Raw genomic sequence first — 25,808 nt, forward strand, 5'->3', positions numbered from 1 at the left:
AGGGAGCGTCCCCCTGGCGCCGGATCGGGCGGGAGGGCCATCCCGGGTCCGCCGCGAGGATGATCCTGCGTCCTACTCGGTCGCGCCGGTCAGACCGTGCTCGAACGCGTAGACGACCATCTGCACGCGGTCGCGCAGGCCGAGCTTGGCCAGGATGCGGCTGATGTGCGTCTTCACCGTCGCCTCGCTGAGGTACTCGGTCCCCGCGATCTCGGCGTTGCTCAGCCCTCGCGCGGCCAGCACGAAGATCTCGCGCTCCCGGGCGGTGAGGGTCGCGAACTCGGCGGGCTCCGGCTTCGCGGGACGGTCGTCCGAGAAGTACTGGAACAGCTCCCGCGTCGCCCCCGCGGCGATGACCGCGCTGCCCGCGTGCACCGTCCGGATGGCCGCGAGGAGGAACTCCGGCTCGGCGTCCTTCAGCACGAAACCGCTCGCCCCGCCACGGATGGCGCGCGCCGCCGCCTCGTCGAGGTCGAAGGTCGTCAGCACGACGATGCGCGGCGGGGTCCGGCCCGCGCGCTCGGCGTCGGCGACGATCGCGGTGGTCGCGGCGATGCCGTCCATGACCGGCATCCTGATATCCATCAGCACGACGTCGGGGCGGAGGCTGCGGGCGAGTTCGACGCCCTCGGCACCGTTCGCCGCCTCCCCGGCGAGCTCCAGGTCCGGCTGCGACCCGACCAGCATGCGCACGCCCGCGCGGAACAGCGCCTGATCGTCGACCAGCAGTACCCGGATGCGCGGCTCGGCGGGCGCCTCCACCCGCTCCTCGGCGCTCATGCCGCCGCTCCCGCCGGCAGGAACGCCGACACCACGAACCCGGTCCCGACCGGCCCGGCGGTCAGGCTGCCGCCCGCGAGCGAGGCGCGCTCGCGCATCCCGGGCAGTCCGTGGCCGACGCGTGGTGCACCGGAGGTGGTCGGCGGTTCGGCGGGCTGGTGCTTCATGGTGTTCCTCACGGTGATGGCGAGCCCCGGTCCCCCGGCGCTCTGGTCGACCCGGGCGAGGACGACCTCGGCGGGGCGGGTGGTGTCGCCGTGCCGGAGGGCGTTGGTCAGCGCCTCCTGCACGATCCGGTATGCGGCGATCTGCTGGGCCGAGCCGAGGCCGGCCAGCTCGCCGGTGCGCTCCAGCGTGACAGGGAGGCCGGCCGCGCGGATCTGATCGACCGTCCGGTCGACGTCCTCCAGCGTCGGCTGCGGCCCCTCTGCCTGGGAGTGGCGGAGCTCGGCGAGCAGCACGCGCACGTCGGTCAGCGCCGAGCGCGCGGTCGCCGCGATCGTCGTGAGCGCCTGGTCGACCGCCTCCGGGTCGGCGTGACGCGCGTAGCGGGCGCCGTCCGCCTGGGCGATGACGACGGCGAGCGAGTGCGCGACCACGTCGTGCATGTCCCGGGCGATGCGCGTGCGCTCCTGCTCCACGACGACGTCCTCGACGGCACGCGCGCGGTCGAGCTCGGCGGCGGCGCGGGCGCGGCGGGAGTACCGCGCGGTGCGCCACGTGCGCATGAGCAGGCCGAGCACCCACGACAGCGCCAGCACGGTGACGCTCACGATGAACAGGAACGCGAACTGCAGTGCGAGGCTCGTCAGCGAGGTCGAGAGCAGGTTGAAGTAGTCCTGGCCGAGGGCGGAGGTCAGCGTCAGGTAGAGCGCCGCCACGAACGCGCCAAGGCCGGCCGAGATCAGGCCGGCGTAACGCACCACGCGGTCGCCGTAGGCCGCGGTGGCGTAGAGCACGACGAGGATGCCGACATCGCTGATCAGGATGTTGTGGCCGGTGGTCATCTGCAGCACCGCGCCCAGCCAGGCGAGCGCGAGCGACACCGCGGGCGAGAGCCGGCGCAGCGCGACCGCCACGGCGATGGCGACCATGACCAGGAAGGCCGAGCGGTCGCCGCCGGGGCCCGTCAGCCCGCCGAGCATCGACGAGTCCGCGAACAGGCAGAACAGGGCGAGCAGCGCCGCGCCGACGATGTCGAAGGTCAGCTCGCGCCGCGAGAGCCGGCGGACGAGGCCGGGCCGGTCCGGCTCGTCCTCCGACGTCTCGACCCCGCCCGACGACGCCAGCCAGAGCAGGACCGAGCTGCCCTGGTCCTCCGCGGCGGCCGCGACACGCTGCCGCGCGATCAGGAAGCCGAGCAGCCAGCCGGCCGCGAAGACGACCGCCATCAGCACGCTCATCAGCAGCACGCCGACGCCCTGACTGGTGTAATACCCGGCGATCACGGGCCCGAACCGCGCGAACTTCAGCTCCCCGCGCACGGTGAACAGATACGCCATCGCCGGGCCGATGAGGATCGCCGACGCCAGCGTGGTCCACCGCAGCACCCGGCCGCCGTGCGCCGTCACGCCGATCACGACCACCAGCACGGCGACCGCGGCGATGATCCGGAACGAGCCGGGAAGTTGCTCCCATTCGGACAGCTCCACCAGCACGCCGAGCCACACCATCCCGAGCGCCACCGCAGGCAGCACCCGCGACAGCGCCACCGCGGCTCCGTAGAGCAGCAGAGCGACAGCGGCGGCGGCGTCGGACGGCAGCCCGGTCAGCACCCACGCGACCAGCAGCAGCACCGCGAGCGCAGGCTCCAGCACCCAGCGGCGCGGCGCCAGGGTGCTCAGGAGGCGGCGGCGATCGGGCATATCTCTACGGTACGGGGAGCGTGCGGGCGCTGCGGAGCCGAGCGGCGGGAATCATCCTCGGGATGTACGCGCCGGTCGGCTCAGAAGCCGAGCCGCCCGAGCTGCTTCGGGTCGCGCTGCCAGTCCTTCGCGACCTTCACCCGGATGGAGAGGAACACGTGGCGGCCGAGCAGCTCCTCGATCGGCCCGCGGGCGGCTGCCCCGACCTCTTTGAGCCGGCTGCCGCCCTTGCCGATCACGATGGCCTTCTGGCTGTCGCGCTCGACGAACAAATTGGCGTACACCTCGACGAGATCCTTGTCGTCGCGCTCCACGATGTCGTCGATCGTCACGGCGAGCGAGTGCGGCAGCTCGTCCTGCACGCCCTCGAGCGCCGCCTCGCGGATGTACTCCGCGATCCGGTCCTCCAGGCCCTCGTCGGTCACGGCGTCGTCCGGGTACAGCGGGCCGGGCGACGGCGGCAGCAGCTTCATCAGCTCACCGGTCAGCGTGTCGAGCTGGATGCTGCTCGTCGCCGAGATCGGGATGATCGCCTCCCACTCGCGCAGCGCCGACACCGCGAGCAGCTGCTCGGCGACCTGCGGGCGGCTCGCCCGGTCGATCTTGGTGACGATCGCGACCTTCTTGGCGCGCGGGTACTCGTCGAGCTGCTCGTTGATGAAGCGGTCGCCCGGGCCGATCTTCTCGTCGGCCGGGATGCAGAAGCCGATCACGTCCACGTCGCCGAGCGTGGACTGCACGAGCGTGTTCAGCCGCTCGCCGAGCAATGTGCGCGGGCGGTGGATGCCCGGCGTGTCGACCAGGATGAGCTGGCCGTCCTTCTGGTGCACGATGCCGCGGATCGCTCGGCGGGTGGTCTGCGGCTTCGAGCTGGTGATCGCCACCTTCTCGCCGACGAGGGCGTTGGTCAGCGTCGACTTGCCCACGTTGGGGCGGCCGACGAACGAGACGAAGCCGGCGTGGTACTCGGTCACGGGCGCTCCTCCTGGGGCTGGCGGTGGTGGTCTCTGTCGCGATCGCGGTCACGGTCGCGATCACGGTCTCGGTCACGACCGCGGTCGCGCTCCGGCTCCACATCCTGGGCGGGGATCAGCGCCGCATCGCGCTCCACGAGCACTGTGCTCACGTGCCGGCGGCGGCCCTCCACCCGGTCGACGGTGAAGCGGAGGCCGTGCACGGCGACCGTCGAGCCGACCTCCGGCAGGCGGCCCAGCGCCTTGGCGACGAGGCCGCCGACGCTGTCGACGTCGTCCTCCTCGATCTCCACGTCGAACAGCTCGCCGAGGTCGTCGATCGGCATCCGGGTGGCGACGCGGTAACGGCCGTCGCCCAGGTCCTGGACGAGGGCCAGCTCGTGGTCGTACTCGTCCGAGATGTCGCCGACCAGCTCCTCGATGAGGTCCTCGAGGGTGACCAGCCCGGCGATGCCGCCGTACTCGTCCACGACCATGGCCAGGTGGTTGGACTCGCGCTGCATCTGCCGCAGCAGCGCGTCGGCCTTCTGCGACTCCGGCACGAACAGCGCGGGCCTGGCCAGCTCGCGCAGCGTCACCGTGTCGGCGCCGAGCGTGCTCTCGAAGCTGAGCCGGGCGACATCCCGCAGGTAGAGGATGCCGACGACCTCGTCCGGGTCGCCGTCGATCACCGGCATGCGCGAGACGCCCTTGCTGAAGAAGAGGCCCATCGCCGTGCCGATGCCGGAGGAGGCGTCGACCGCGATCATGTCCGTGCGCGGGATCATCACCTCGCGCACGACGGTGTCGTTGAACTCGAAGATCGAGTGGATGAGCTCGCGGTCGTCCTCCTCGAGCACGTCGAAGGCGGTCGCCTCGTCGACGATGCTGAGCAGCTGCTCCTCGCTCGTCACCGGCGCCGACCGGGCGCGCGACGGCGTGACCCGGTTGCCGAGGGCGACCAGGCCGCCGGGGATCGGGCCCAGGACCACGCGCACGAAGCGCACGAGCGGCGCCGCGAGCCGCAGCAGCAGCTGCGAGTTCGCCCGGCCGACGCTGCGCGGGCTCACGCCGACCAGCACGAACGAGACCGCGGTCATGATCAGCGCCGACAGGATCAGCGAGATCCACCACTCCTCGAAGATCTGCTCGAAGGCGAGGGTGACGAGCACCGCCGCGGTCGTCTCCGCGATGATGCGGGAGAAGTTGACCGCGTTGAAGTGCGGGTCCGGGTCGGCGGCGATCGCGCTCAGCGACTTCTTCGCGCGGGAGGTCTCGGCGAGGTCCGCGATGTCGGCGCGCGACTGCACGCCCATGGCGGAGTCGACCGCGGCCATCAGGCCGCCGAACGCGACGAGCAGGAACGCGACGATGAAGAACAGCGTTGCGAGCATGCGGGTGCCTAGCGCTGTCGGTCGTAGCGGGAGAAGCCCACCAGGATGTCGCGCTGGATGCCGAACATCTCCCGCTCCTCCGCCGGCTCGGCGTGGTCGAAGCCGAGGAGGTGGAGGATGCCGTGCGTGGTCAGCAGCAGCAGCTCGTCCATCAGCGTGTGCCCGGCCGTCTCGGCCTGCATCTGGGCGACCTGCGGGCAGAGCACCACATCGCCGAGCAGGCCGGCGGGCGACGGCTCGTCCTCGGTGCCGGGGCGCAGCTCGTCCATCGGGAAGCTCAGCACGTCGGTCGGGCCCGGCTCGTCCATCCACTGCACGTGCAGCTGCTCCATCGCGGCCTCGTCGACCAGGACGATCGCGAGCTCGGCGTCGGGGTGCACGTGCATGATGTCGAACGCGTAGCCGGCCAGGCGCTGCAGGGCGGACTCGTCGACCTCGATGGCCGACTCGTTGTTGATCTCGATGCTCACGGGGTCGCCCTCATCGTCGCTTCGGAAGGTGGTCGCGCGGCGTGCCGGTGCGGCGCTCGGCGCGGTTGGCGAACTCGGCCGCCTGCTCGCGCTCGAAATGCCGCGCCTGCTGGCGCGCGTCGTACTCGGTGTAGGCGTCCACGATCCGGCCGACCAGCGTGTGCCGGACGACGTCCTCGCTGGTGAGCCTGGCGAAGTGGATGTCGTCGATGTCGTTCAGCACGCGCGTCACGAGCCGCAGACCGCTGGCCGCGTTCGGGAGGTCGACCTGCGTGATGTCGCCGGTCACGACCATCTTGGAGCCGAAGCCGAGACGCGTCAGGAACATCTTCATCTGCTCGGGAGTCGTGTTCTGCGCCTCGTCGAGGATGATGAACGAATCGTTCAGGGTGCGGCCGCGCATGTACGCCAGCGGCGCGACCTCGATCGTGCCGGCCGCGAGCAGCTTCGGCACCAGGTCCGGGTCCATCATCTCGTTGAGCGCGTCGTACAGCGGCCGCAGGTAGGGGTCGATCTTGTCGGTGAGCGTGCCGGGCAGGTAGCCCAGGCGCTCGCCGGCCTCCACCGCGGGACGCGTCAGGATGATGCGGTTGACCTCCTTGCGCTGGAGGGCCTGCACCGCCTTCGCCATCGCCAGGTAGGTCTTGCCGGTACCGGCGGGGCCGATCCCGAACACGATCGTGTTGTGGTCGATCGCGTCGACGTAGTTCTTCTGGCCGAGCGTCTTCGGCCGGATGCTCTTGCCGCGCGCGGTCAGGATCGCCTGGCTGAGCACGTCGGCCGGGCTCAGGTTGAGGTCGGTCTCGAGCATGCGAGCCGAGCTGGTGACCTCGGCCGGGCTGATCTCCTGCCCGTTGCGCACCATCTGCAGCAGCTCCTCGATCAGGCGCCGCGCCGACTCCACCTGGGCGGCGTCGCCCGTGAGGCGGATCTCGTTGCCGCGCACGTGCACGCTCACCTGCGGGTACTGGCGCTCCAGCGTGGTCAGGAGCCGGTCCTGCGGCCCGAGCAGCCGGACCATCTGGACGCCGTCGACGCTGAGCAGGGCCTCGGCCCCTCCGTCGGCGGGGGTGCCAGCAGCGGGCGTGGATTCGCTAGTCGGCAAGGCTTCCTTCCTCGAGCGGGCGCTCGGCGTCTCCGCTCAGTACGTGGGCGTGCACATGGAACACGGTCTGGCCGGCGCCGGCGCCGGTGTTGAAGACCAGGCGGAAGTCGCCGCTGCCGTGCTCGTCGGCCAGCCGCTTCGCGGTGGCCACCAGCTCGGCGAGCAGGCCCGGATCGCCGGCGGCGAGCTCGACGACATCGCGGTACTCCTGCGTCTTGGGAACGACGAGCAGGTGCACCGGCGCCTTCGGCGCGATGTCGCGGAACGCGACGACGCGGTCGCCGTCGTAGACGATGTCGGCCGGGATCTCGCGCGCGATGATGCGCGAGAAGATCGAGGGCTCCGCAGTCTCCATACCCTCCATCCTACGGGTGAGCGCCGACGCCGGGGCGGCCGTTCACCGGGGGCGAAAGAGGCACCGGGAGCGCGTGGGCGGGACGGGCTCCGCCGTCACCAGCGGCCGAGCGCCGCGTTCAGCACGGCGAGGGCGGCCGGGCCCGCGGTGGAGGTGCGCAGCACGGTGTCGCCCAGGCGCACCGCCTCGGCGCCCGCCTCGCGGAACGCCGCCAGCTCCTGCGGCGCGATCCCGCCCTCCGGGCCGACGACGAGCACGAGGTCGCGGCCGTCCGCCTCGACCGCGGTGAGCGGCGCGGAGGCTCCCGGCTCCAGGATCAGGAGGCGCGCCCCGGACGCCAGCGCGGCGACCTGCTTCGTCGTCGCCAGCTCCGCCACCTCGGGCGTCCACGCGCGGATCGACTGCTTCGCGGCCTCCCGCACGATCGCCGCCCAGCGGTCGCGGCCCTTGGCGACCTTCTGCCCCTCCCAGCGCGAGACGGACCGCGCGGCGGACCACGGCACCACACGGTCCACGCCCAGCTCGGTCGCCGCCTGCACGGCCAGCTCGTCGCGGTCGCCCTTCGCGAGCGCCTGCACCAGCGTGATCCTGGGCGACGGGCGCTCGACGCGCTCCACCGCCTCCACGTCGATGGTGAGCTCGGCGTTCGTCGCGACGATGACCTCGCCCGCGGCGACCAGGCCGCGGCCGTTGCCGATCAGCACCGACTCGCCCGGGCGGGTGCGGTTGACCGTCGCGGCGTGCTTCGCCTCCGCCCCGGTCAGGGAGAGCCGGGCGCCGACGACGACGTCGTCGAGGTCCTCGCGCAGGTAGAGCGAGCTCATCTCAGAGGTTCAGGAAGCGATCGCGCAGCTTGGCGAACAGGCCCTGCTGGAACCGCGCGAGCGACGGCTCCTGGCCCTTGTGCACGGCCGCGAACTTCTTGATCAGCTCCTTCTCCTTGTGGTCGAGCTTCGTCGGCGTGACCACCTGGATGCCGACCCGGAGGTCGCCGCGGCCCGTGCCGCGCAGGTGCGTGATGCCCCGGTCCTTCACCGTGATGATGTCCGCGCTCTGCGTGCCGGGCTTCAGCTCCAGCCGGATGTCGCCGTCGAGCGAGTGGACGGTCGCGGTGGTGCCGAGGATGGCGTCGGTCATCGACAGCTCGAGCGTGCAGAGCAGGTCGTCGCCGTCGCGGCTGAACACGTCGTGGTGCCTGACCTTGATCTCGAGGTACAGATCGCCGTTCGGGCCGCCGGCGGGGCCGGCCTCGCCGGAGCCCGGCATCTGCAGCCGCAGGCCGGTGTCGACGCCGGCGGGGATGTCCACGGGCACCGTGCGGCGGGCGCGCACCCGGCCCTGGCCCTGGCAGGTGACGCACGGCGTCGCGATGACCGTGCCGTAGCCGCGGCAGGTGCCGCAGGGGCTCGAGGTCATCACATTGCCGAGCAGCGAGCGGACCGACCGCTGGATGCTGCCGGTGCCGTGGCAGATGTCGCAGGTGACCGGCGCGGTGCCCGGCTGGCAGCAGGAGCCGTTGCAGGTCTCGCAGACCACGGCCGTGTCGACCTCCAGGTCGCGGTGCGTGCCGAAGACGACCTCGTCGAGGTCGACCTCCACCCGGAGCAGGGCGTCCTGTCCCCGCTCGCGACGCGACCGGGGACCGCGCGTCGCGCCTCCACCGCCGCCGAAGAACGTCTCGAAGATGTCGCCGAAGCCGCCGAAGTCGGCCGGGCCGGCGCCGCCGAAGCCGGTGGAGCCGCCAAGGTCGTACTGCTGCCGCTGCTGCGGGTCGCTGAGCACGTCGTAGGCGTGGGTGACGAGCTTGAACCGCTCCTGCGCCTCGGCGCTCGGGTTCACGTCGGGGTGCAGCTCCCGCGCCAGGCGGCGGTACGCCTTCTTGATCTCGTCGGGGGTGGCGTTGCGGTCAACGCCGAGGACTTCGTAGTGGTCGGCCACGTAAGGCTGTTCCTTCTTGTCGTGGGTGTGTCTCGCGGGGCGGCTAGTCGCCGAGGAGGCGCGAGAGGTAGCGTGCGACGGCACGGACGGCCGCCATGTTGCCGGAGTAGTCCATGCGGAGCGGGCCGAGCAGCCCGACGCGGGCCACGTCGGACCCCGCGGCACTGTACCCGCTGGACATGACAGAGGTCTCGGCGAGCCCCATCACCGGGTTCTCACGGCCGATGCTGACCGCGACGGAGTGCTGCTCGTGCGCCATCTCGTCGAACAGGCGCAGCAGCACCACCTGCTCCTCGATCGCCTCCAGCACCGGGGTGATCGTGCCGGGGAAGTCGGTCTCGGTGCGCACCAGGTTGGCGGCGCCGGCCATGACGAGCTTCTCGTGCCGGTTGGCCGCGATCTGGTCGAGCAGCGCGCTCGCCACCGGCTCGACGATCGCGCGCGTGCGCTCGGTCAGCGCTCCGGGCAGCAGGCGCAGCCGGGCCGCGGCGTCGACGAGCGACAGGCCGGCGACGGCGCCGTTCACGGATCCGCGCACCTCGGCGATCTCCTCGTCGGTGAGCTCGCCGGACAACTCGATCACCCGCTGCTCGACCGCCCCCGAATCGGTGATGAGCACGCTCAGGAGGCGGCGCGGCGCGAGCGAGACCAGCTCCACGTGCCGGATGCGCGAGCGCTGCACCGAGGGATACTGCACCAGCGCGACCTGGTTGGTCAGCTGCGAGAGCAGGCGGACCGTGCGCGACAGCACGTCGTCGAGGTCGACCGACTGGCCGAGGAACGCCTCGATGGCTGTGCGCTGCGCGGGGGTCAGCGGCCGCGCCTCCGCCAGGTGGTCGACGAACAGGCGGTAGCCCTTGTCGGTGGGCACGCGCCCGGAGGAGGTGTGCGGGGCCGCGATCAGCTCCTCCTCCTCCAGCGCCGCCATGTCGTTGCGGATGGTCGCCGCGGACACGCCGAACGCGTGCCGCTCGACGATGCTCTTCGACCCCACCGGCTCGCGGGAGGCCACGTAGTCCTGGACGATCACGCGAAGGACCTCGAGGCTGCGTTCCGAGACCATGCGAACCCCTCCTGCCGACTCGTCATCCGATGGAACTGGCACTCAATGCTCTGGAGTGCTAATCATATCGCGCGCCGCTGGGAATCGGTGATTGCGGGGCGACACGCCCGGCGCTACCGTATGCGCACCGGCCAGCGGCGTCGCGGCCGCGAAGGAGGGAACCCGCATGTCCGATCAGCAGCCGTACGGAGGCCAGGCCTCCCCTCCCGCGCCGCTCGACGCCGCCCAGGACAAGCAGTGGGCGTCGTTCGCCCACCTCGGCGGCATCCTCTGGCTCCTGCCGTCGCTCATCATCTGGCTCGTCTTCAAGGATCGCGGCCGGCTGACGGCGCAGGAGGCGAAGGAGGCGCTCAACTGGCAGATCACCTGGATCATCGGCTGGGTGATCTCGCAGATGATCGGACTGGTGCTCGGGTCCATCCCGCTCGTCGGCGGGATCGGCTACCTGCTCTTCAGCCTCCTCATCCCGTGGGCCCTGTACGTGGTGAACCTCGTGCTGTCGATCCTCGGCTTCATCCGCGTGAACGGCGGCGGCACCTACCGCTATCCGATGAACTTCCGCTTCATCAAGTGACGAAACGCTCTCGGCGTCTTCTCAGACTCGCGCCCGCCCCTCTAGGCTGAGCAGCGTCCGACCGACCACTCCAAGGAGAGATCATGTCCGCTACACCCCCGCCGCCGCCCCAGCAGCCGCCGTACGGAGGATCCGCACAGCAGCTGAGCCCGGCCGACGAGAAGCTGTGGGCCACCCTCATTCACATCGGGGGGATCCTGTTCGGCTGGATCCCGGCGCTCATCGGTTACCTCGTGCTGAAGGACCGCGGCCCGTTCATCCGCGCGCACACCGCCACCGCGCTGAACTTCCAGATCACGATCTTCATCGCGTACATCGTGGGCTGGATCCTGTCGATCGTCGTGATCGGCCTGTTCATCGTGCTCGCCGCCTGGGTGGTCAGCATCGTGTTCGCGATCATCGCGGCCGTGAAGGCGAACCAGGGCGAGTACTACACCTACCCGGTGGCCATCAAGTTCGTCAGCTGAGCGGCGTCACCGTCACTCCTCCGGCAGCAGCCGCCTGACGACGGCGTCCGCCAAGAGCCGCCCTCGCAGGGTCAGCACCACCGACCCGGCGAGGGCGGCTTTCGCGTCCACGAGGCCGTCGGCGATGAGTCCGGCGACGGCGCGGCGGCCCTCCGGCTCCAGCTCGGCCGTGCGGATGCCCTCGCGGATGCGCGTCAGCAGCAGCACCCGCTCGACCCGCCGGGTCTCGTCGTCGAGGGTCTCCCGCCCGGCGGCCGGGGACTCCCCCGCCAGGACCCGCTGCGCGTACGCGGCGGGATGCTTCACGTTCCACCAGCGCACGCCGCCGACGTGGCTGTGCGCGCCGGGGCCGATCCCCCACCAGTCGTGACCGAGCCAGTACGAGAGATTGTGCCGCGAGCGGTGCTCCGCCCCGCGGGACCAGTTGCTGACCTCGTACCAGTCGTACCCGGCGGCCGCCAGCGCGGTGTCGGCCAGCTCGTACATGTCGGCCTCGAGGTCGTCGTCCGGCTCCGCCACCTGACCGGAGCGGATCTGGCGCGCCAGCTTGGTCCCCGGCTCGACGATCAGGGCGTAGGCGGACAGATGGTCGGGCTCGCACGCGAGCGCGGTCTCCAGGCTCCGCTGCCAGTCGGCGAGGGACTCGCCCGGCGTCCCGTAGATGAGGTCGAGGCTGACGTCGAGTCCGGCCTCGCGCGCCCAGCCGACCACGAGCGGGATGCGCGCCGGGTCGTGCGTGCGCTCCAGCGTCTCGAGCACGTGCGGGACGGCGGACTGCATCCCGAAGCTCACCCGGGTGAAGCCGGCGTCGGCGAGCCGCTGGAGGTCCTCCGCGTCGACCGAGTCGGGATTCGCCTCCGTCGTCACCTCGGCGCCGGGAACCAGCCCCCAGGTGTCGCGAACGGCACCCAGCATCGCGGCCAGGTCGCCGGGCGGCAGGAGGGTCGGGGTGCCGCCCCCGAAGAACACCGTCGACGCCGGTCGGGCGGGCACGCCCGAGCGCTCCAGCGCTGTCGCGCCGAAGGCCACCTCCCGGACCGCGTGTCCGGCGTAGTCCGACTGGGAGACGCCGCGCAGCTCGGTCGCCGTGTAGGTGTTGAAGTCGCAGTAGCCGCAGCGCACCCGGCAGAACGGCACGTGCAGGTAGACGCCGAAGTCGCGCTCGGCGGCGCCGGCCGCCGCTGTCGCGGGCAGCACGCCGTCGGCGGGAGCCGGGTCGCCGAGAGGAAGGGTGCTCGGCATCAGACGGAGCGCGCCGGCAGCAGCGAGCGCAGGTACTTCTTCGTGTAGCTGCGCTGCACGAGCGTCAGGATCGGCGAGAAGAACCGGTAGAAGCCGTTCGACGGCCGCGAGAAGGCGCGCACGACGAACCAGACCGTCCCGTCGGCGCGCAGTTCCACGAGGAACGCCTCCTCGCCGCTCACCGGGTGCCCGTGCAGGGTCCCGTAAGCGAAGCCCTTCCGGTCCGGCTCGTCGACGACGTAGACGACTCGCACGGGCGCAGAGAACTTGAACGGCCCGAACGGGATCTTCAGCAGCGCGGTCATCCCGTTGCGGATGAAGGGCGTGCCGTCGTCGGCGAAGACGTGCTCCTCGACGCGGTGCTCGCGCATCCCGCGCGGCGTGCCGTCGGCGTTGTACTCGATGCCCTCGTACTGGACGCCGGTGCCCTCCTGCACGTCGGTGACGAGGATGCCGCTGCCGCGCTGCACGCCCCACGACATCAGCGCCGACGCGGCGGTCTCGAACCGCTCCTCCCCGGAGCCGAGGCGAACGCTGCGTTCGAGCGGTCGGTAGCCCTGCGGCGGGTAGTAGAGCAGGTCCGCGGCCTGGGTGCCGCCGACGGCGCCGTACGTGACGGGCTGGTCGGTGAAGGAGGAGCGGCGCATGAGGTCTATTCTCGCCCTACTTCTCGGCCTGCTTCATTTCGAGTCCTGCTTCACTTCTTGTCCTTGGTCTTCTCGGTGTCGCCCGACAGCGCGGCGATGAACGCCTCCTGGGGGACCTCGACGCGGCCGACCATCTTCATGCGCTTCTTGCCCTCCTTCTGCTTCTCGAGGAGCTTGCGCTTGCGGGTGATGTCGCCGCCGTAGCACTTGGCGAGCACGTCCTTGCGCATCGCGCGGATGTTCTCGCGGGCGATGATGCGGGCGCCGATGGCGGCCTGGATCGGGACCTCGAACTGCTGCCGCGGGATCAGCTCGCGCAGCCTCCCCGCCATCATCGTGCCGTACGCGTAGGCCTTGTCGCGGTGGACGATCGCGCTGAAGGCGTCGACGGTCTCGCCCTGGAGGAGGATGTCGACCTTCACCAGATCGGCCTCCTGCTCCCCCGCCGGCTCGTAGTCGAGCGAGGCGTACCCGGCGGTGCGGCTCTTCAGCTGGTCGAAGAAGTCGAAGACGATCTCGCCGAGCGGCATGGTGTAGCGGATCTCGACGCGGTCCTCACCGAGGTACTCCATGCCGAGGAGGGTGCCGCGGCGACTCTGGCAGAGCTCCATGATGACGCCGACGTAGTCCTTCGGCGCGAGGATCGCCGCCTTGACGATGGGCTCCTGCACCTTTTCGATCTTGCCGCCGGGGAACTCGCTGGGGTTCGTGACGGTGACGGTCTTCTTGTCCTCGGTGGTCACCTCGTAGATCACGCTGGGCGCGGTGGTGATGAGGTCGAGGCCGAACTCGCGCGAGAGCCGCTCGGTGATGATCTCCAGGTGCAGGAGGCCGAGGAAGCCGCAGCGGAAGCCGAAGCCGAGCGCGACCGACGTCTCGGGCTCGTAGACGAGCGCGGCGTCGGAGAGCTTGAGCTTGTCGAGCGCCTCGCGGAGCTCCGGGTAATCGCTGCCGTCGATCGGGTACAGGCCGGAGAACACCATCGGCTTCGGCTCGGTGTAGCCGGGCAGGGCCTCGGTCGCGGGCTTGGCTGCCGTCGTGATCGTGTCGCCGACCTTCGACTGGCGCACGTCCTTCACGCCGGTGATCAGGTAGCCCACCTCGCCGACGCCCAGACCCTTCGACGGGGTCGGCTCGGGAGCGGAGACGCCGATCTCGAGGATCTCGTGGGTCGCCTTCGTCGACATCATCTGGATGCGCTCGCGCGGCTGCAGCTTGCCGTCGACCATCCGGACGTACGTCACGACGCCGCGGTAGCTGTCGTAGACGGAGTCGAAGATCATGGCGCGCGCGGGCGCGTCGGCCACGCCGACCGGTGCGGGGATCTCCTGCACGACCCGGTCGAGCAGCTCCTCCACACCCATCCCGGTCTTGCCGGAGACGCGGAGCACGTCCTCCGGCTTGCCGCCGATGAGGCTGGCGAGCTCGGCCGCGTACTTGTCGGGGTCGGCCGCGGGGAGGTCGATCTTGTTGAGGACGGGGACGATCGTGAGGTCGTTCTCGAGCGCGAGATAGAGGTTCGCGAGCGTCTGCGCCTCGATGCCCTGCGCGGCGTCGACGAGCAGGATGGCGCCCTCGCACGCGGCGAGCGACCGGGACACCTCGTACGTGAAGTCGACGTGGCCGGGCGTGTCGATCATGTTGAGCGCGAAGGTGTCGCCGTCGACCGCCCACGGCATCCGCACCGCCTGGCTCTTGATGGTGATGCCGCGCTCGCGCTCGATGTCCATGCGGTCGAGGTACTGCGCGCGCATGTCACGCTCGGCGACGACGCCGGTGATCTGCAGCATCCGGTCGGCCAGCGTCGACTTGCCGTGGTCGATGTGGGCGATGATGCAGAAGTTGCGGATGGAGGCCGGGTCGGTGGCGGCCGGCTCGAGGGCCTTCAGAGCTCGTGGTGACATCGTGCCGCCATTCTCCCATGAAGGGGCGCGGCGCGATGCCACCGGAGGCGGTACCGCAGTGGTACCGGGGTCGCTACGGGCGATGCGTCAGGCGAAGCGCTCGGAGCGCTCGACCACGTGACCGGCGCCGTCCTCCCAGCGGTAGACCTCCGCGCCGCCGATGAAGACGCGCTCGGCGCGGGAGTTCACGTCCAGCGGGTCGCCGGACCAGATCACCACGTCGGCGTCGAGACCCGCGGTCAGTGAGCCGACGCGGTCGTCGAGGCCGAGGAACGACGCCGGGTTCACGGTCAGCGCCTCCAGCGCGGTCTGCCGCGGCAGTCCCTCCTTCACGGCGAGCGACGCCTGGTGCACGAGGAAGTTGATCGGCACGACGGGGTGGTCCGTGGTGATCGCGACCCGGACGCCGGCGGCCGCGATCGCCGCGAGGTTGGCGATCGCGCGGTCGCGCAGCTCCACTTTGGAGCGGGAGGTGAACATCGGGCCGAAGATCACCGGGATGTCGCGCTCGGCCAGCACGTCGGCGATCTTGTGCGCCTCCGTGCCGTGGTTGACGACCAGCTTGTAGCCGAACTCGTCGGCCAGGCGGATCGCGGTCGCGATGTCGTCGTGGCGGTGGGTGTGCTGGTCCCAGTACAGCTCGCCGTCGAGGACGCGCGCCAGCGTCTCCTTGGTGAGGTCGCGGGCGAACGCCTTGCCGTCACGCTCCGCCTCCGCGCGCTGGGCACGGTAGTTCTGCGCCTCCACGAACGCCTCGCGGATGATCATCGCAACGCCGAGCCGCGTGCTCGGCGTCTGGTTCTTGCCGCCGTAGACGCGCTTCGGGTTCTCGCCGAGCGCCGACTTCACGCTCACGGCCTCGCGGATGATCTGCTCGTCGATGGTGCGGCCGCCCCAGCTCTTGATCGCGACGGTCTGGCCGCCGATCGGGTTGCCGGAGCCCGGCTTGACGACCACAGAGGTGACGCCGCCGGACAGGGCGTCGCGGAAGCCCTCGTCGTCGATGTTGATCGCGTCCAGCGCGCGCACGGCCGCGGTGTTGGGCGTCGTCATCTCGTTCGTGTCGTCGCCCGCGGGGCCGTTGGCCTCCTCGTGGATGCCGACGTGGCCGTGCGCCTCCACGAAGCCGGGGAGCACCCACTTGCCCGCGGCGTCGACGGTCTGCGCGCCCTCGGGGATCTCGACGGCGTCGGCAGGACCGACCGCGGCGATGCGGCCCTCCTGGATCAGCACGGCGCCGCCCTCGATCGGGTCGGCGGAGACGGGGACGACGTAGGCGTTGACGATGGCGATGGAGGTTCCGGTCATGGTTTCGAGCCTACGCTCGCGCCGGCGAGGGGCCCGGGGGTCCGCGGATCAGTGGAGAAGTCGCCGGCGCGGGCGGACTGTGGAATGCATCGGGCGGGCGCGCGTTGTCCTCACGTATGAGCATCCTTCTGACCGGCGCGACCGGATTCATCGGCACCTCCGTCCTCCCCCGCCTGATCGAGGAGGGGCACAGCGTGACCGCGCTCGTGCGCGACGCGGAGAAGGCGGCGATCGTGGAGGCCGCCGGCGCGGTCGCCCTGATCGGCGGCGCGACCGACGCGGACCTCGTCGCCCGCGCCGCCCTGGAGAGCGACGGCGTCATCCACCTGGCGTCGGCCCAGGAGGTCGACCCGATCCTCATCGACGCCGTGCTGCGCGCCCTGGAGGGCAGCGACAAGCCGTTCGTGCACACCGGCGGCATCTGGACGTACGGGACCAACGGCGACATCACCGAGGAGTCCCCCGCCGACGCGCCCGCGATCACGGCGTGGCGCGGAGCGAACGAGGCCCGGGTGCTCGGCGCGGCGGGCGTGCGCGGGATGGTCGTCGTGCCCTCCATCGTGTACGGCCACGGCAAGGGCCTGGCGAACGTGATCGTGGACGCGCCGCGCGGCGACGGCGTCGCGCCCGCGCTGCGCCTCATCGGCGACGGCTCGCAGCACTGGGCGACCGTGCACGTCGACGACCTCGCTGCGCTCTACGTGCTCGCTCTGGAGCAGGGCGACGCTGGGTCCACGTACATCGGCGCGAGCGGCGCGAACCCCACCGTGCGGCAGCTCGGCGAGGCGGCGGCCGCCGCGGCCCGTGTGGTCGGCGGCGTGCAGGCCGAGTCCGTGGCCGAGACGGAGGAGCGGCTCGGCGCCGGGCTGGCCGAGGCGCTGCTGCTGGACCAGCAGGCGCGCGGCGCGAAGGCGCGGATCGACCTCGGCTGGGAGCCGAACGGGCCGACGCTGCTCGATGAGCTGACCAGCGGGTCGTACGTGCGGGAGGCCGTGGCGGCCGACTGAGGCCGCATCGCGCCGTCGCCGTTTTGGTCGGAGGGCAGGCCCGCTGCTAAAGTTGTTTGTTGGCTTGCGTGTGGGTGTCCCGCACGACGCCGCACCGGCGGCCCTCTCCCGCTGAGCGGCACCTCCGATACTCACTTCGAACGAAAGTAACCATCCGTGGCAAACATCAAGTCGCAGATCAAGCGCAACCGCACCAACAAGAAGGCGCAGGAGCGCAACAAGGCCGTCAAGAGCCAGCTCAAGACCGCCGTCCGCGCCACCCGCGAGGCCGTCGCCGCCGGCGACAAGGACAAGGCCACCGCCGCCCTGAGCCTCGCCTCGAAGCGTCTCGACAAGGCCGTCAGCAAGGGCGTCATCCACAAGAACCAGGCGGCGAACCGCAAGTCGGCCATCGCCAAGCAGGTCGCCGCGCTCTGATCCACGATCAGCACGGGCGCCAAGCGCCCCGCGGGCGCTGAACGCCTCTTCGAAACCCCCGCTCCCGGATCCGTCCGGGGCGGGGGTTTTCGTTTGCTTGGTCGGGAGTGGAGGAACGAGGGGTCGCGGGATCCGTGCGCACGGCCCGCGTCCGCTTCGGTTGCGCGGGCTCGGAGCCGCGACTACTCGCGGCCGCGGGAGCTGACGATCCGGACCAGGCGCTCGAGGGCGAACACCGGGTCGCGGCCGCCGCCCTTCACGTTGGCGTCCGTCTCGGCGAGCACCTCGATGCAGCGGCCCAGCCCGTCCTCCGTCCACCCGGCGAGGTCGCGGCGCGCCCGGTCCACCTGCCACGGCGCGAGGCCGAACTGCTGAGCGAGCTGACCCGAGCCGCCGCGGGCGCCGGAGAGCTTCGCCATGGTGCGGATCTTGCTCGCGAACGCGGCCACCATCGGCACGGGGTCGGCGCCGGAGGCGAGGGCGTGCCGCAGGGTGACCAGGGCCTCCCCGTGGCGCCCGGCGATCGCGGCGTCGGCCACCTGGAACGCGTTGGTCTCGACCCGGCCGCCGTAGTATTTGTCGACGGTCGCCTCGGTGATCTGCTCGGCGGAGTCCGACAGCAGCTGCTGGCAGGCGGCGGCGAGCTCGGCGAGGTCGTCTGCGAACGCGGACGTGATCGCCCGCAGCGCCCCCGGCGTGATCTTGCGCCCCGCCGCGGAGAACTCGGCCTGGGCGAACTCGTACTTCTCGGAGTCCTTCTTGAGCTCGGTGCAGACCACCTCGACCCCGCCGCCCGCGCCGGAGCGGATGGCATCGAGCAGCTTCTTGCCACGCACCCCGCCGGCGTGGCGGAGCACAACGACCGTGCCGTCGGCGGGCGCCGTGAGGTAGTCGAGCATCTCGGCGAGGAAGGCGTCGCCGCACTTCTCCACCGCCTCCACCCGGATGAGCCGCGGCTCCCCGAACAGGGAGGGGCTCGCGAGCGTGAGCAGCTCCCCGGGCGCGTAGTCGGCCGCGGAGAGGTCGCTGATCTCGAGGCTCGGGTCGGCGGCCTTGAGCTCGTCGCGCAGCATCCGCGTGGCCCGGTCGGCCAGGAAGCCCTCGGGCCCGCTGACGAGCACCACGGGGGCCGCCCGGATGCGGTTCCACGGAAGCTGCGGGATCGCGCTCGCCGTGCGCGCTGCGCCGCCGCGGCCGTTGCCGCCTCGGCTCGCGCCGGTACGGCCGGTGTTTCGGGTCGCCACGTTCCTCCTCGTCCACCTCCAGGATACGGGCGGCCACTGTCATCGCGGTCACCAGGGGTGCAGGTGGCGACGGGAGCGACCCCGGCCGCGCGACCGGCACCGCTGCACGCCGGACCGACGGACACGGGACCGGCCGCTCCCGGGGACGCCGCCTCCCCTGCGCGCTCCGACCACAGCGTCGGGCCTTGCGTTCCCGGTGAGACCAGCAGCATGCCCTGTTGATCGGTGCGGGCGACCGCGGTGCCGGCAGCGGCCAGCATCCCGAGGGCGCGGCGCGTGGGGTGGCCGTAGCCGTTGTCGGCGCCGACCGAGACGAGTCCCAGGCGCGCGCGGAGCGTGTCGTACAGTGCGGGGCTCTGGTCGGCCGAGCCGTGGTGCGCGACCTTCACGACGTCGACGGGGCGCACCGCTCCCGTCGCGAGCAGCCGGTCCTGTCCGCGTTCGTCGAGGTCGCCGAGGAACAGGGCGCTGAGACCGTGACCCTGTGATTCGAGGACGATGCTGCCTTCGTTCCCCGTGGGCCCGTCGCGCGCCGGCTCGCCGGGCCGGCCGGGCGCGGACGGCGGCCAGAGCAGGCGCCACGTCGTGCCCCCGAGGGTGCCGGCCATCCCAGCCGTCGCGTGCTGTGTGGGAACGCCGGCGGCGCGCAGCCGCGCCAGGACCGCCTCGTCGGCGTCGCGGACAGCCGGCCCGACGAAGGCGCGCTCCGCGCGGTCGACGATCCCGGCAAGGCCGCCGACATGGTCGGCGTCGTAGTGCGTCAGGACCAGGAGGGTGATCCGGCCGATTCCGAGGCGGTCAAGACAGGCGGCGGCCGGCTCCGGCTCGCGGCCGACGTCGATCATGACGACGGCGGCCCCGTCGCGCAGGAGGATGGCGTCGCCCTGCCCTACGTCGCAGGCGGCGATCGCCCAGTCGGCCGGAAGCGCCACGACGCGAGCGACCGCTCCGCCGCCGAGGGCACCCGCGTAGCTCACGCCCGCGCAGGCCAGGACGACTCCTGCGCACAGTCCGACCGCGCGCGGGATTCGATGCCGCACGCAGACCAGCAGGACCGCCACCGCCAGAACAGCGCACAACCCGACCCCGAGCAGGCCCTCCGGCCACGGCAGCGCGTGCGCCGGCAGCGCGCTCGCCACCCGCGCGACCTGGGCGATCCAGGCGGCCGGGACCCAGGCCAGCCACACGATCGCCTGTCCGAGCGCCGGCGCCCAGGGCAGGACCAGGCACGCGAGGCAGCCGAGCGCCGTGGCGATGGGCGCCGCGGGTTCGGCGAGCAGATTCGCCGGGACCCCGTACAGGGGGATCGTGGGCGACAGGAGGATCAGCACCGGCTGGCAGGCGAGCTGCGCCGCGGTCGGCACGGCCAGCGCCAGGGCGAGCGGTCTCGGCATCCACCTGGTCAGTGCGGCCGCCAGCGGTGCGGCGAGCAGGAGCAGCCCCGCGGTCGCGAGCACCGAGAGCGCGAACCCGTAGTCGCGGGAGAGCCAGGGATCGTGCAGCACGAGGACGATCACCGCCAGCGCGAGCGTGGGCAGCCCATCCACCGGACGGCCGCGAACCAGGGCGAACAGCACGACGGCGGCCATCGCAGCAGCGCGGATGACACTGGGACTCGGGCCCACGAGCACGACGAAGGCGGCCAGCGCGACCGCCGCTGCGACCACCCGCATCCTCCGGCCGAGGCCCAGCGCCGACGCGGCCAGGAGGACCAGCCCGGTGACGAGCGCGCAGTTCGCCCCGGAGACGGCGGTGAGGTGACTCAGGGAGCTCGCGGTCATGGCGTCGTCGAGCGCTGCCGGCACCCGGGTCTCGTCGCCGATGGCCAGCCCCGGCAGGAGCGCCCCGCCGTCGCCAGGGGTGCGCGCCGCCGCCGACGCGAACGCCCGCCGGACGGGCTCGGCCCACGATAGCCAGGGCGGTGGCGGGTGCACGGCCCGACCGCGGTCGTCGGCGACGAGGCGGAACGTGGTCGCCTCCCCCGGGCGTTCGGCCCGCACCCCGCCGTGGAGCGCCACCGCGGAGCCGAGCTCCAGCGATCCGTCGCCCGGTGAGAACACCGTCACCGGTACGGACAGCCCGCTCGCGCGGACGCCTCCACTCGATGCCGTGACGGCGGTGCCGCGCCAGCGCCAGCGCGGCCCTCCACCGAAGCCGGAGGCGAGCGGCCGGGGCGCGGAGTCGACGCGGACCTCGACCGAGACCTCCCGGCCGCTTCGCTCGGCATCGACAAGGACCGCGGCCGTCCGCCCGGGCGCTCCGGCAGCGGTGGCCGCGCAGCCGAGACCCGCGCCGACGGCGATGAGGGCTCCGAAGGCGAGCAGGACTGCGGGCCGCCGGCGGCGCCCCGTCTCCGGGCTTGTTCTCGGCGGGACCGTGCGCCCGGCCCGCGCGAGGAACAAGCCCGCGATCTGCACCACGCAGGCGGCCGCGCACCCGCCCGCCACCAGCCACAGCGGGCCAGCGGACTCCGTCACCGGCAGCCCGACGGCGAGCCCGGCCGCCACCCACGCGGCCGCCGCAGGAAGTGCGAGGCGGATGTCCGGCATCCCGGCGCGGGCGAGTCCCGGGGCACCGGCTGTCGTGTGCCCCTCCTGGCCGGCACCCGGCTCCCGCGTCACACCCGCACCCGGCTCTTGAGGTCCGCGAAGATCTTGTCGCCGATCCCGGTCACCTCGCGGAGTTCGTCCACGGTCGAGAACCGGCCGTGCGCCTCCCGCCAGTCGAGGATGCGCTGCGCGAGAGCCGGCCCGATCCGCGGCAGCGCGTCGAGATCGGCAAGCGTCGCGGTGTTCAGGTCCACCACGCCGTCTGCGGCGCCGCCACCGGCGCCGACGCCACCGGACGCTCCCGGGTTCGCAACCGCTCCACCCGCAGCAGCGGAAGGAGCCTCCCCCAGCTTCGGCACCGGCAGCTGCTCCCCGTCGGTCACCGCCCGCGCGAGGTTCACACCCGCCGGGTCGGCGTCGTCGGTGAACCCTCCGGCCGCGGCGACGGCGTCGAGCACCCGGGCCCCCGGGTGGAGGCTGACGATCCCCGGGGTGCGGACCGCGCCGGTGACATGCACGAGCAGCTCGGGCCCGGCAGTCGAGACAGCCCTTGGATCACCACCGCTCGCCGTCGCCGTGCCGGTCCCCGCAGCCGTGGCTCCTCCTCCGCCCGCGGAGCTGTACGACACGACGCTCCCCTGCTGTGCGAGCGCTGCCAGCACGACCGCCACGACCATCCCCAGCAGAAGCAGCACCACCACCGCGCCGACCCCGATCCGCACACGCGGGGACCGCGCAGCGGGAGCGACGGCCTCAGGCCCGCCCGCCTCCGCGAAGTCCGGCTCCCCCGGTGACTCGGCTCGATGACGCATGCCCCCACGCTAGGAATCCCGCCCGGCGCGCAGGCGCCTGCGACCGGATCCGTGGAAAGCGAAGGGCGGCGGCCCTCCTGTGGAGAGACCGCCGCCCAGCAGCAGCGAGGAGAGCGGACCCTACCCGCGCGGCTTCGTCGCGATGTTCACCAGCTTCGGCGCCCGCACGATCACGTTCACGACCTCGCGGTCGCCCACGCTCCGCGTGACGGCCTCCGAGCCGCGGGCCAGCGCCTCCAGGTCGTCCGCGCTGATCTTGGGCGACACCTCCAGCCGGTCGCGGACCTTGCCGTCCACCTGCACGATGGCCGTGACCGACTCCTCGATCAGGAGGGTCGGGTCGGGCTTGCGCCACTGAGCCAGCGCCACCGACGGCTCGTAGCCCAGCTGCGACCACATGTCCTCGGCGGTGTACGGCGCGAACAGGTTCAGCGCCATCGCGGTGACCTCTGCCGCCTCGCGCACGGCCGCGTCGGCCGGGCCGGCGCCGGTGTCGATCGCCTTGCGGGTCGCGTTCACCAGCTCCATCAGGCGCGCGACGACGACGTTGAACTTGAAGGCCTCCACCAGTCCCGGCGCGTCGGCCAGGAAGCGGTGGGTGACGCGGCGCAGCGCCGGGTCGCCGGACTTCCAGACCACGTCCGGGCTGCTCGTCACGTCGTGCGCGACGCGCCAGGCGCGCGCCAGGAACTTGGCGCTGCCCGACGGGGACACGTCCGCCCAGTCGATGTCGTCCTCCGGCGGTCCGGCGAACGACATGGTCAGGCGCACCGCGTCGACACCGTGCTCGTCGAGCTGCTCAGACAGCTTCACCAGGTTGCCGCGGGACTTGCTCATGGCGGAGCCGTCCATCAGCACCATGCCCTGGTTCAGCAGAGCGGTGAACGGCTCCGTGAAGCTGATCGAGCCCAGGTCGAACAGCACCTTGGTGATGAACCGCGCGTACAGCAGGTGCAGGATGGCGTGCGTCACGCCTCCGACGTACTGGTCGACCGGCGCCCACTTCTCGGCCTCGCGCGGGTCGAACGCCTGCGTGTCGTCCTTCGGGGACAGGAACCGCAGGAAGTACCACGACGAGTCCACGAAGGTGTCCATCGTGTCGGTGTCGCGCTTGGCCGGGCCATCGCAGTTCGGGCAGGAGACGTTCACCCAGTCGGACGCCGCGCCCAGCGGGCTCGTGCCCTTCGGCTGCAGGTCGAGCCCCTCGGCCGGCGGCAGCGTGACGGGCAGCTGGTCCTCCGGCACCGGCACCTCGCCGCACCGCTCGCAGTGGATGATCGGGATCGGCGTGCCCCAGTACCGCTGGCGGGAGATCAGCCAGTCGCGCAGGCGGAAGTTCTTCGCCGGCGCGCCGAGGCCGGAGCCCTGCAGCGCCTCGGTGACGCGGCGGATCGCGTTCGACTTGCTCAGCCCGTCGAACGGCCCGGAGTTGATCAGCCGGCCCTCGCCGGTCAGGGCGACGCCCGTCTCGGCCGGGCTCTCCAGGTGCACGTCCTCCGGCAGCACCGGCTCGCCCGTCTCGGGGTCGACCGGGATGATCGGCATGGCGCCCGTCACCGGCTGCGTGGTGTCGACGACCACCCGCACGGGGAGGTCGAACGCGCGCGCGAAGTCCAGGTCGCGCTGGTCGTGGGCGGGCACGGCCATGATCGCGCCGTGACCGTAGTCGCTCAGCACGTAGTCGGCGGCCCAGATCGGGATGCGCTCCCCGGTCAACGGGTTGATCGCGTGGCGCTCCAGGAAGACGCCGGTCTTCTCGCGCTCGGTGCTCAGCCGGTCCATCTCGGTGGTGCCGCGGACGACCTCCAGGTAGTCCTCGAACCGCTTGCGGACCTCCGGACGCACGCCCTCCACCAGCTCGGCGGCCAGGTCGGAGTCGGGGGCGACGACCATGAAGGTCACGCCGTACAGGGTGTCAGGGCGCGTCGTGTAGACGGTCACCGGCTCGTCACGGCCCTCGATCGCGAACTGCACGTCGGCGCCGGTGGAACGGCCGATCCAGTTGCGCTGCATGCTGATGACCTTGGAGGGCCAGGCGCCCTCCAGCTGCTTCAGGTCGTCCAGCAGGCGGTCGGCGTAGTCGGTGATACGGAAGTACCACTGGGTCAGCTTCTTCTTCGTCACCAGGTTGTCGCAGCGCTCGCAGCGGCCGTTGACGACCTGCTCGTTCGCCAGGACGGTCTGGTCGAAGGGACACCAGTTGACCTGACTCGCCTTGCGGTACGCCAGGCCCTTCTCGTACAGCTTCAGGAACAGCCACTGGTTCCAGCGGTAGTACTCCGGGTCGCAGGTCTGGAGGACGCGGTCCCAGTCGAAGCTGGGCGCGTAGCGGCGCATGCTCGCCTTCTGCTGGGCGATGTTGTCGTACGTCCAGCCGCGGGGGTCCAGGCCGCGCTTGATCGCCGCGTTCTCGGCGGGCAGGCCGAAGGCGTCCCAGCCGATCGGGTGCAGCACGTTGAAGCCCTGCTGGCGCCAGTAGCGGGCGATGACGTCGCCCAGCGCGTAGGCCTCCGCGTGACCCATGTGCAGATCGCCGGAGGGGTACGGGAACATGTCGAGGATGTACTTGCGCGGACGCTTGTCCTCGGGGTCGTCCGTCGCGAACGGCTTGAGCTCGTCCCAGACGGGCAGCCACTTGCTCTGGATGGCCGCGAAGTCGTACTGCTCCTCCGCCGCAGCCGTGCTCGCGCCGGCGGTGCTCCCTGAATCGTGCTGGTGTGCCACGTGACTCCCAAGATCTGTTGTTGCGCTGCCGGCCGGCGTGCGGCGGGCAGGAGAAGACGTCGGGCGTGCGGTGGCCCGAGTTCCCAGACTACTAAATGTCATAGAGGGACAACGCGGGAGGCGTCCGGTCCGTTCCCGGGCGGCCGGCCGCCGTCGTCCGCGCCGATCGCCGCCAACAGCGCCCGCGCCTTCACGTGCACCTCGGCGACCTCCTCCTCCGGCACGGAGAGCGCCGTGATGCCGCCGCCGGCGCCGATCGTCGCCGACCGGCCGTCGAGCACGATGCTGCGGATGACCATCGCCAGCTCGGCGCTCCCGTCGAGGCCGAACCGGCCGAAGCAGCCCGCGTAGGCGCCACGCGGGCCCTCCTCCAGGCCGGCGAGGATGCGCATGGCGCTCAGCTTGGGAGCGCCCGTCATCGAGCCGGCCGGGAAGCACGCCGCGACCGCGTCGACGGCGCCGAGGCCGGGGCGCAGCCTCCCCTCGACCGTGCTCACCAGCTGGTGGACCTGCGCGTAGCTCTCGACGGTCAGCAGCCGCGACACCGCCACCGAGCCGACCTCGCACACGCGGCCGAGGTCGTTGCGCATGAGGTCGACGATCATGACGTTCTCGGCGCGCTCCTTCTCGCTCGCCTCCAGCTCGGCGCGCAGGGCGAGATCGGCGGCGACGGTCGCGCCGCGCGGGCGGGTCCCCTTGATCGGGCGGGTGCGGACGCGGCCCTCCGGCGTCACCAGCAGGAACTGCTCGGGCGACGAGCTGACCAGCGTGCGGCCCTGGATGCGGACGAAGCCCGCGTGCGGCGCAGGGCTGGCCCGGCGCAGCCGGAGGTGGACGGCGAGCGGGTCGGCGGCCGTGACCGCTGCGGCGGTGTTCGTGAGGCACAGCTGGTAGGCGTCGCCGGCGCGGATCGCGTCCTGGCAGTCGGCGATGAGGGCGAGGTACGCGTCGTCGGTGTGGCGCCAGGCGGCGGTGGTGGGAGGAACGGGA

The 25,808-nt window shown here is 71.9% G+C and carries 23 protein-coding genes and 1 pseudogene; 5 read left to right on the plus strand and 19 right to left on the minus strand.

Annotation, left to right across the window (positions count from 1 at the left end):
• Positions 1-72: 72 nt before the first annotated feature.
• From ACR9ZG_RS05240 to hrcA, 10 genes are all read right to left on the minus strand, one after another.
• Positions 73-780 carry a response regulator gene (locus tag ACR9ZG_RS05240; RefSeq protein ID WP_481283767.1) on the minus strand — a complete coding sequence of 236 codons (708 nt, stop codon included), beginning with the start codon at positions 778-780 and terminating at the stop codon, positions 73-75.
• The gene (locus ACR9ZG_RS05245) at positions 777-2,645 is read right to left on the minus strand and encodes a sensor histidine kinase (protein WP_481283768.1); all 1,869 of its coding nucleotides are present in this window, start codon (positions 2,643-2,645) and stop codon (positions 777-779) included. The genes ACR9ZG_RS05240 and ACR9ZG_RS05245 overlap by 4 nt, the downstream gene beginning before the upstream one ends.
• A gap of 80 nt (positions 2,646-2,725) precedes the next feature.
• Positions 2,726-3,619, minus strand: a complete 894-nt coding sequence (gene era, locus ACR9ZG_RS05250) for a GTPase Era (protein WP_481283769.1) — start codon at positions 3,617-3,619, stop codon at positions 2,726-2,728.
• Positions 3,616-4,992, minus strand: coding sequence for a hemolysin family protein (locus ACR9ZG_RS05255; protein ID WP_481283770.1), 1,377 nt, complete (start codon positions 4,990-4,992; stop codon positions 3,616-3,618). The genes era and ACR9ZG_RS05255 overlap by 4 nt, the downstream gene beginning before the upstream one ends.
• Positions 4,993-5,000: 8 nt before the next feature.
• The gene (gene ybeY / locus ACR9ZG_RS05260) at positions 5,001-5,462 is read right to left on the minus strand and encodes an rRNA maturation RNase YbeY (protein ID WP_481283771.1); all 462 of its coding nucleotides are present in this window, start codon (positions 5,460-5,462) and stop codon (positions 5,001-5,003) included.
• A 10-nt stretch (positions 5,463-5,472) separates the two neighbouring features.
• Positions 5,473-6,567 (minus strand): PhoH family protein, encoded by a 1,095-nt coding sequence (locus ACR9ZG_RS05265; RefSeq protein WP_481283772.1) that lies wholly within the window; start codon positions 6,565-6,567, stop codon positions 5,473-5,475.
• Entirely contained in the window at positions 6,557-6,922 is a 366-nt protein-coding gene (locus ACR9ZG_RS05270) for a histidine triad nucleotide-binding protein (protein ID WP_481283773.1), read from the minus strand. Before ACR9ZG_RS05270 ends, ACR9ZG_RS05265 begins: the two co-directional genes overlap by 11 nt.
• A 95-nt stretch (positions 6,923-7,017) precedes the next feature.
• The gene (locus tag ACR9ZG_RS05275; protein WP_481283774.1) at positions 7,018-7,746 is read right to left on the minus strand and encodes a 16S rRNA (uracil(1498)-N(3))-methyltransferase; all 729 of its coding nucleotides are present in this window, start codon (positions 7,744-7,746) and stop codon (positions 7,018-7,020) included.
• A gap of 1 nt (position 7,747) precedes the next feature.
• Entirely contained in the window at positions 7,748-8,860 is a 1,113-nt protein-coding gene (gene dnaJ, locus ACR9ZG_RS05280) for a molecular chaperone DnaJ (protein WP_481283775.1), read from the minus strand.
• A gap of 43 nt (positions 8,861-8,903) precedes the next feature.
• Positions 8,904-9,923 carry a heat-inducible transcriptional repressor HrcA gene (hrcA, locus tag ACR9ZG_RS05285; RefSeq protein ID WP_481283776.1) on the minus strand — a complete coding sequence of 340 codons (1,020 nt, stop codon included), beginning with the start codon at positions 9,921-9,923 and terminating at the stop codon, positions 8,904-8,906.
• A gap of 166 nt (positions 9,924-10,089) precedes the next feature.
• Here hrcA and ACR9ZG_RS05290 point away from each other — a divergent pair, with 166 nt between their 5' ends.
• Positions 10,090-10,497, plus strand: a complete 408-nt coding sequence (locus ACR9ZG_RS05290; RefSeq protein ID WP_481283777.1) for a DUF4870 domain-containing protein — start codon at positions 10,090-10,092, stop codon at positions 10,495-10,497.
• Positions 10,498-10,580: 83 nt separating this feature from the next.
• On the plus strand, positions 10,581-10,964 hold the full coding sequence (locus tag ACR9ZG_RS05295) for a DUF4870 domain-containing protein (RefSeq protein WP_481283778.1): 384 nt from the start codon (positions 10,581-10,583) through the stop codon (positions 10,962-10,964).
• A gap of 12 nt (positions 10,965-10,976) precedes the next feature.
• Here the strand turns inward: ACR9ZG_RS05295 and hemW are convergent, their stop codons facing one another.
• The 4 genes from hemW to ACR9ZG_RS05315 form a co-directional block, all read right to left on the minus strand.
• The gene (hemW, locus tag ACR9ZG_RS05300; protein WP_481283779.1) at positions 10,977-12,206 is read right to left on the minus strand and encodes a radical SAM family heme chaperone HemW; all 1,230 of its coding nucleotides are present in this window, start codon (positions 12,204-12,206) and stop codon (positions 10,977-10,979) included.
• The gene (locus ACR9ZG_RS05305; RefSeq protein ID WP_481283780.1) at positions 12,206-12,853 is read right to left on the minus strand and encodes a DUF1990 family protein; all 648 of its coding nucleotides are present in this window, start codon (positions 12,851-12,853) and stop codon (positions 12,206-12,208) included. Before ACR9ZG_RS05305 ends, hemW begins: the two co-directional genes overlap by 1 nt.
• Before the next feature lie 50 nt (positions 12,854-12,903).
• Positions 12,904-14,757, minus strand: coding sequence for a translation elongation factor 4 (gene lepA, locus ACR9ZG_RS05310; protein ID WP_481283781.1), 1,854 nt, complete (start codon positions 14,755-14,757; stop codon positions 12,904-12,906).
• Positions 14,758-14,844: 87 nt separating this feature from the next.
• Entirely contained in the window at positions 14,845-16,065 is a 1,221-nt protein-coding gene (locus tag ACR9ZG_RS05315; protein WP_481283782.1) for an amidohydrolase, read from the minus strand.
• Positions 16,066-16,181: 116 nt separating this feature from the next.
• On the opposite strand from ACR9ZG_RS05315, the gene ACR9ZG_RS05320 reads away from it, so the two are divergent.
• Positions 16,182-17,072: an NAD-dependent epimerase/dehydratase family protein gene (locus ACR9ZG_RS05320; protein WP_481283783.1), complete on the plus strand. Its 891-nt coding sequence runs from the start codon at positions 16,182-16,184 to the stop codon at positions 17,070-17,072.
• Between the two features lie 156 nt (positions 17,073-17,228).
• Positions 17,229-17,489: a 30S ribosomal protein S20 gene (gene rpsT / locus ACR9ZG_RS05325; RefSeq protein ID WP_481283784.1), complete on the plus strand. Its 261-nt coding sequence runs from the start codon at positions 17,229-17,231 to the stop codon at positions 17,487-17,489.
• A 182-nt stretch (positions 17,490-17,671) separates the two neighbouring features.
• Here rpsT and holA read toward each other — a convergent pair whose 3' ends face one another.
• Positions 17,672-18,733 (minus strand): DNA polymerase III subunit delta, encoded by a 1,062-nt coding sequence (gene holA / locus ACR9ZG_RS05330; protein WP_481283785.1) that lies wholly within the window; start codon positions 18,731-18,733, stop codon positions 17,672-17,674.
• Between the two features lie 218 nt (positions 18,734-18,951).
• Between holA and ACR9ZG_RS05335 the strand changes: the two genes are divergently transcribed.
• Positions 18,952-19,221, plus strand: a complete 270-nt coding sequence (locus ACR9ZG_RS05335) for a hypothetical protein (protein WP_481283786.1) — start codon at positions 18,952-18,954, stop codon at positions 19,219-19,221.
• Here the strand turns inward: ACR9ZG_RS05335 and ACR9ZG_RS05340 are convergent.
• The 4 genes and pseudogenes from ACR9ZG_RS05340 to ACR9ZG_RS05355 all read right to left on the minus strand — a co-directional run.
• A pseudogene (locus ACR9ZG_RS05340) lies at positions 19,147-21,282 on the minus strand (ComEC/Rec2 family competence protein); the annotation flags it as partial. The gene ACR9ZG_RS05335 and the pseudogene ACR9ZG_RS05340 sit on opposite strands and share 75 nt — an antisense overlap.
• Positions 21,283-21,350: 68 nt before the next feature.
• Positions 21,351-22,094, minus strand: a complete 744-nt coding sequence (locus ACR9ZG_RS05345) for a helix-hairpin-helix domain-containing protein (RefSeq protein WP_481283787.1) — start codon at positions 22,092-22,094, stop codon at positions 21,351-21,353.
• Positions 22,095-22,214: 120 nt separating this feature from the next.
• Positions 22,215-24,818 (minus strand): leucine--tRNA ligase, encoded by a 2,604-nt coding sequence (gene leuS, locus ACR9ZG_RS05350; RefSeq protein WP_481283788.1) that lies wholly within the window; start codon positions 24,816-24,818, stop codon positions 22,215-22,217.
• Positions 24,819-24,916: 98 nt separating this feature from the next.
• Positions 24,917-25,808 (minus strand): anthranilate synthase component I family protein (locus ACR9ZG_RS05355; RefSeq protein WP_481283789.1); only part of this gene is annotated, 892 nt, incomplete at its 5' end.

This window comes from Leifsonia sp. KNZ12-8B (assembly GCF_056755495.1).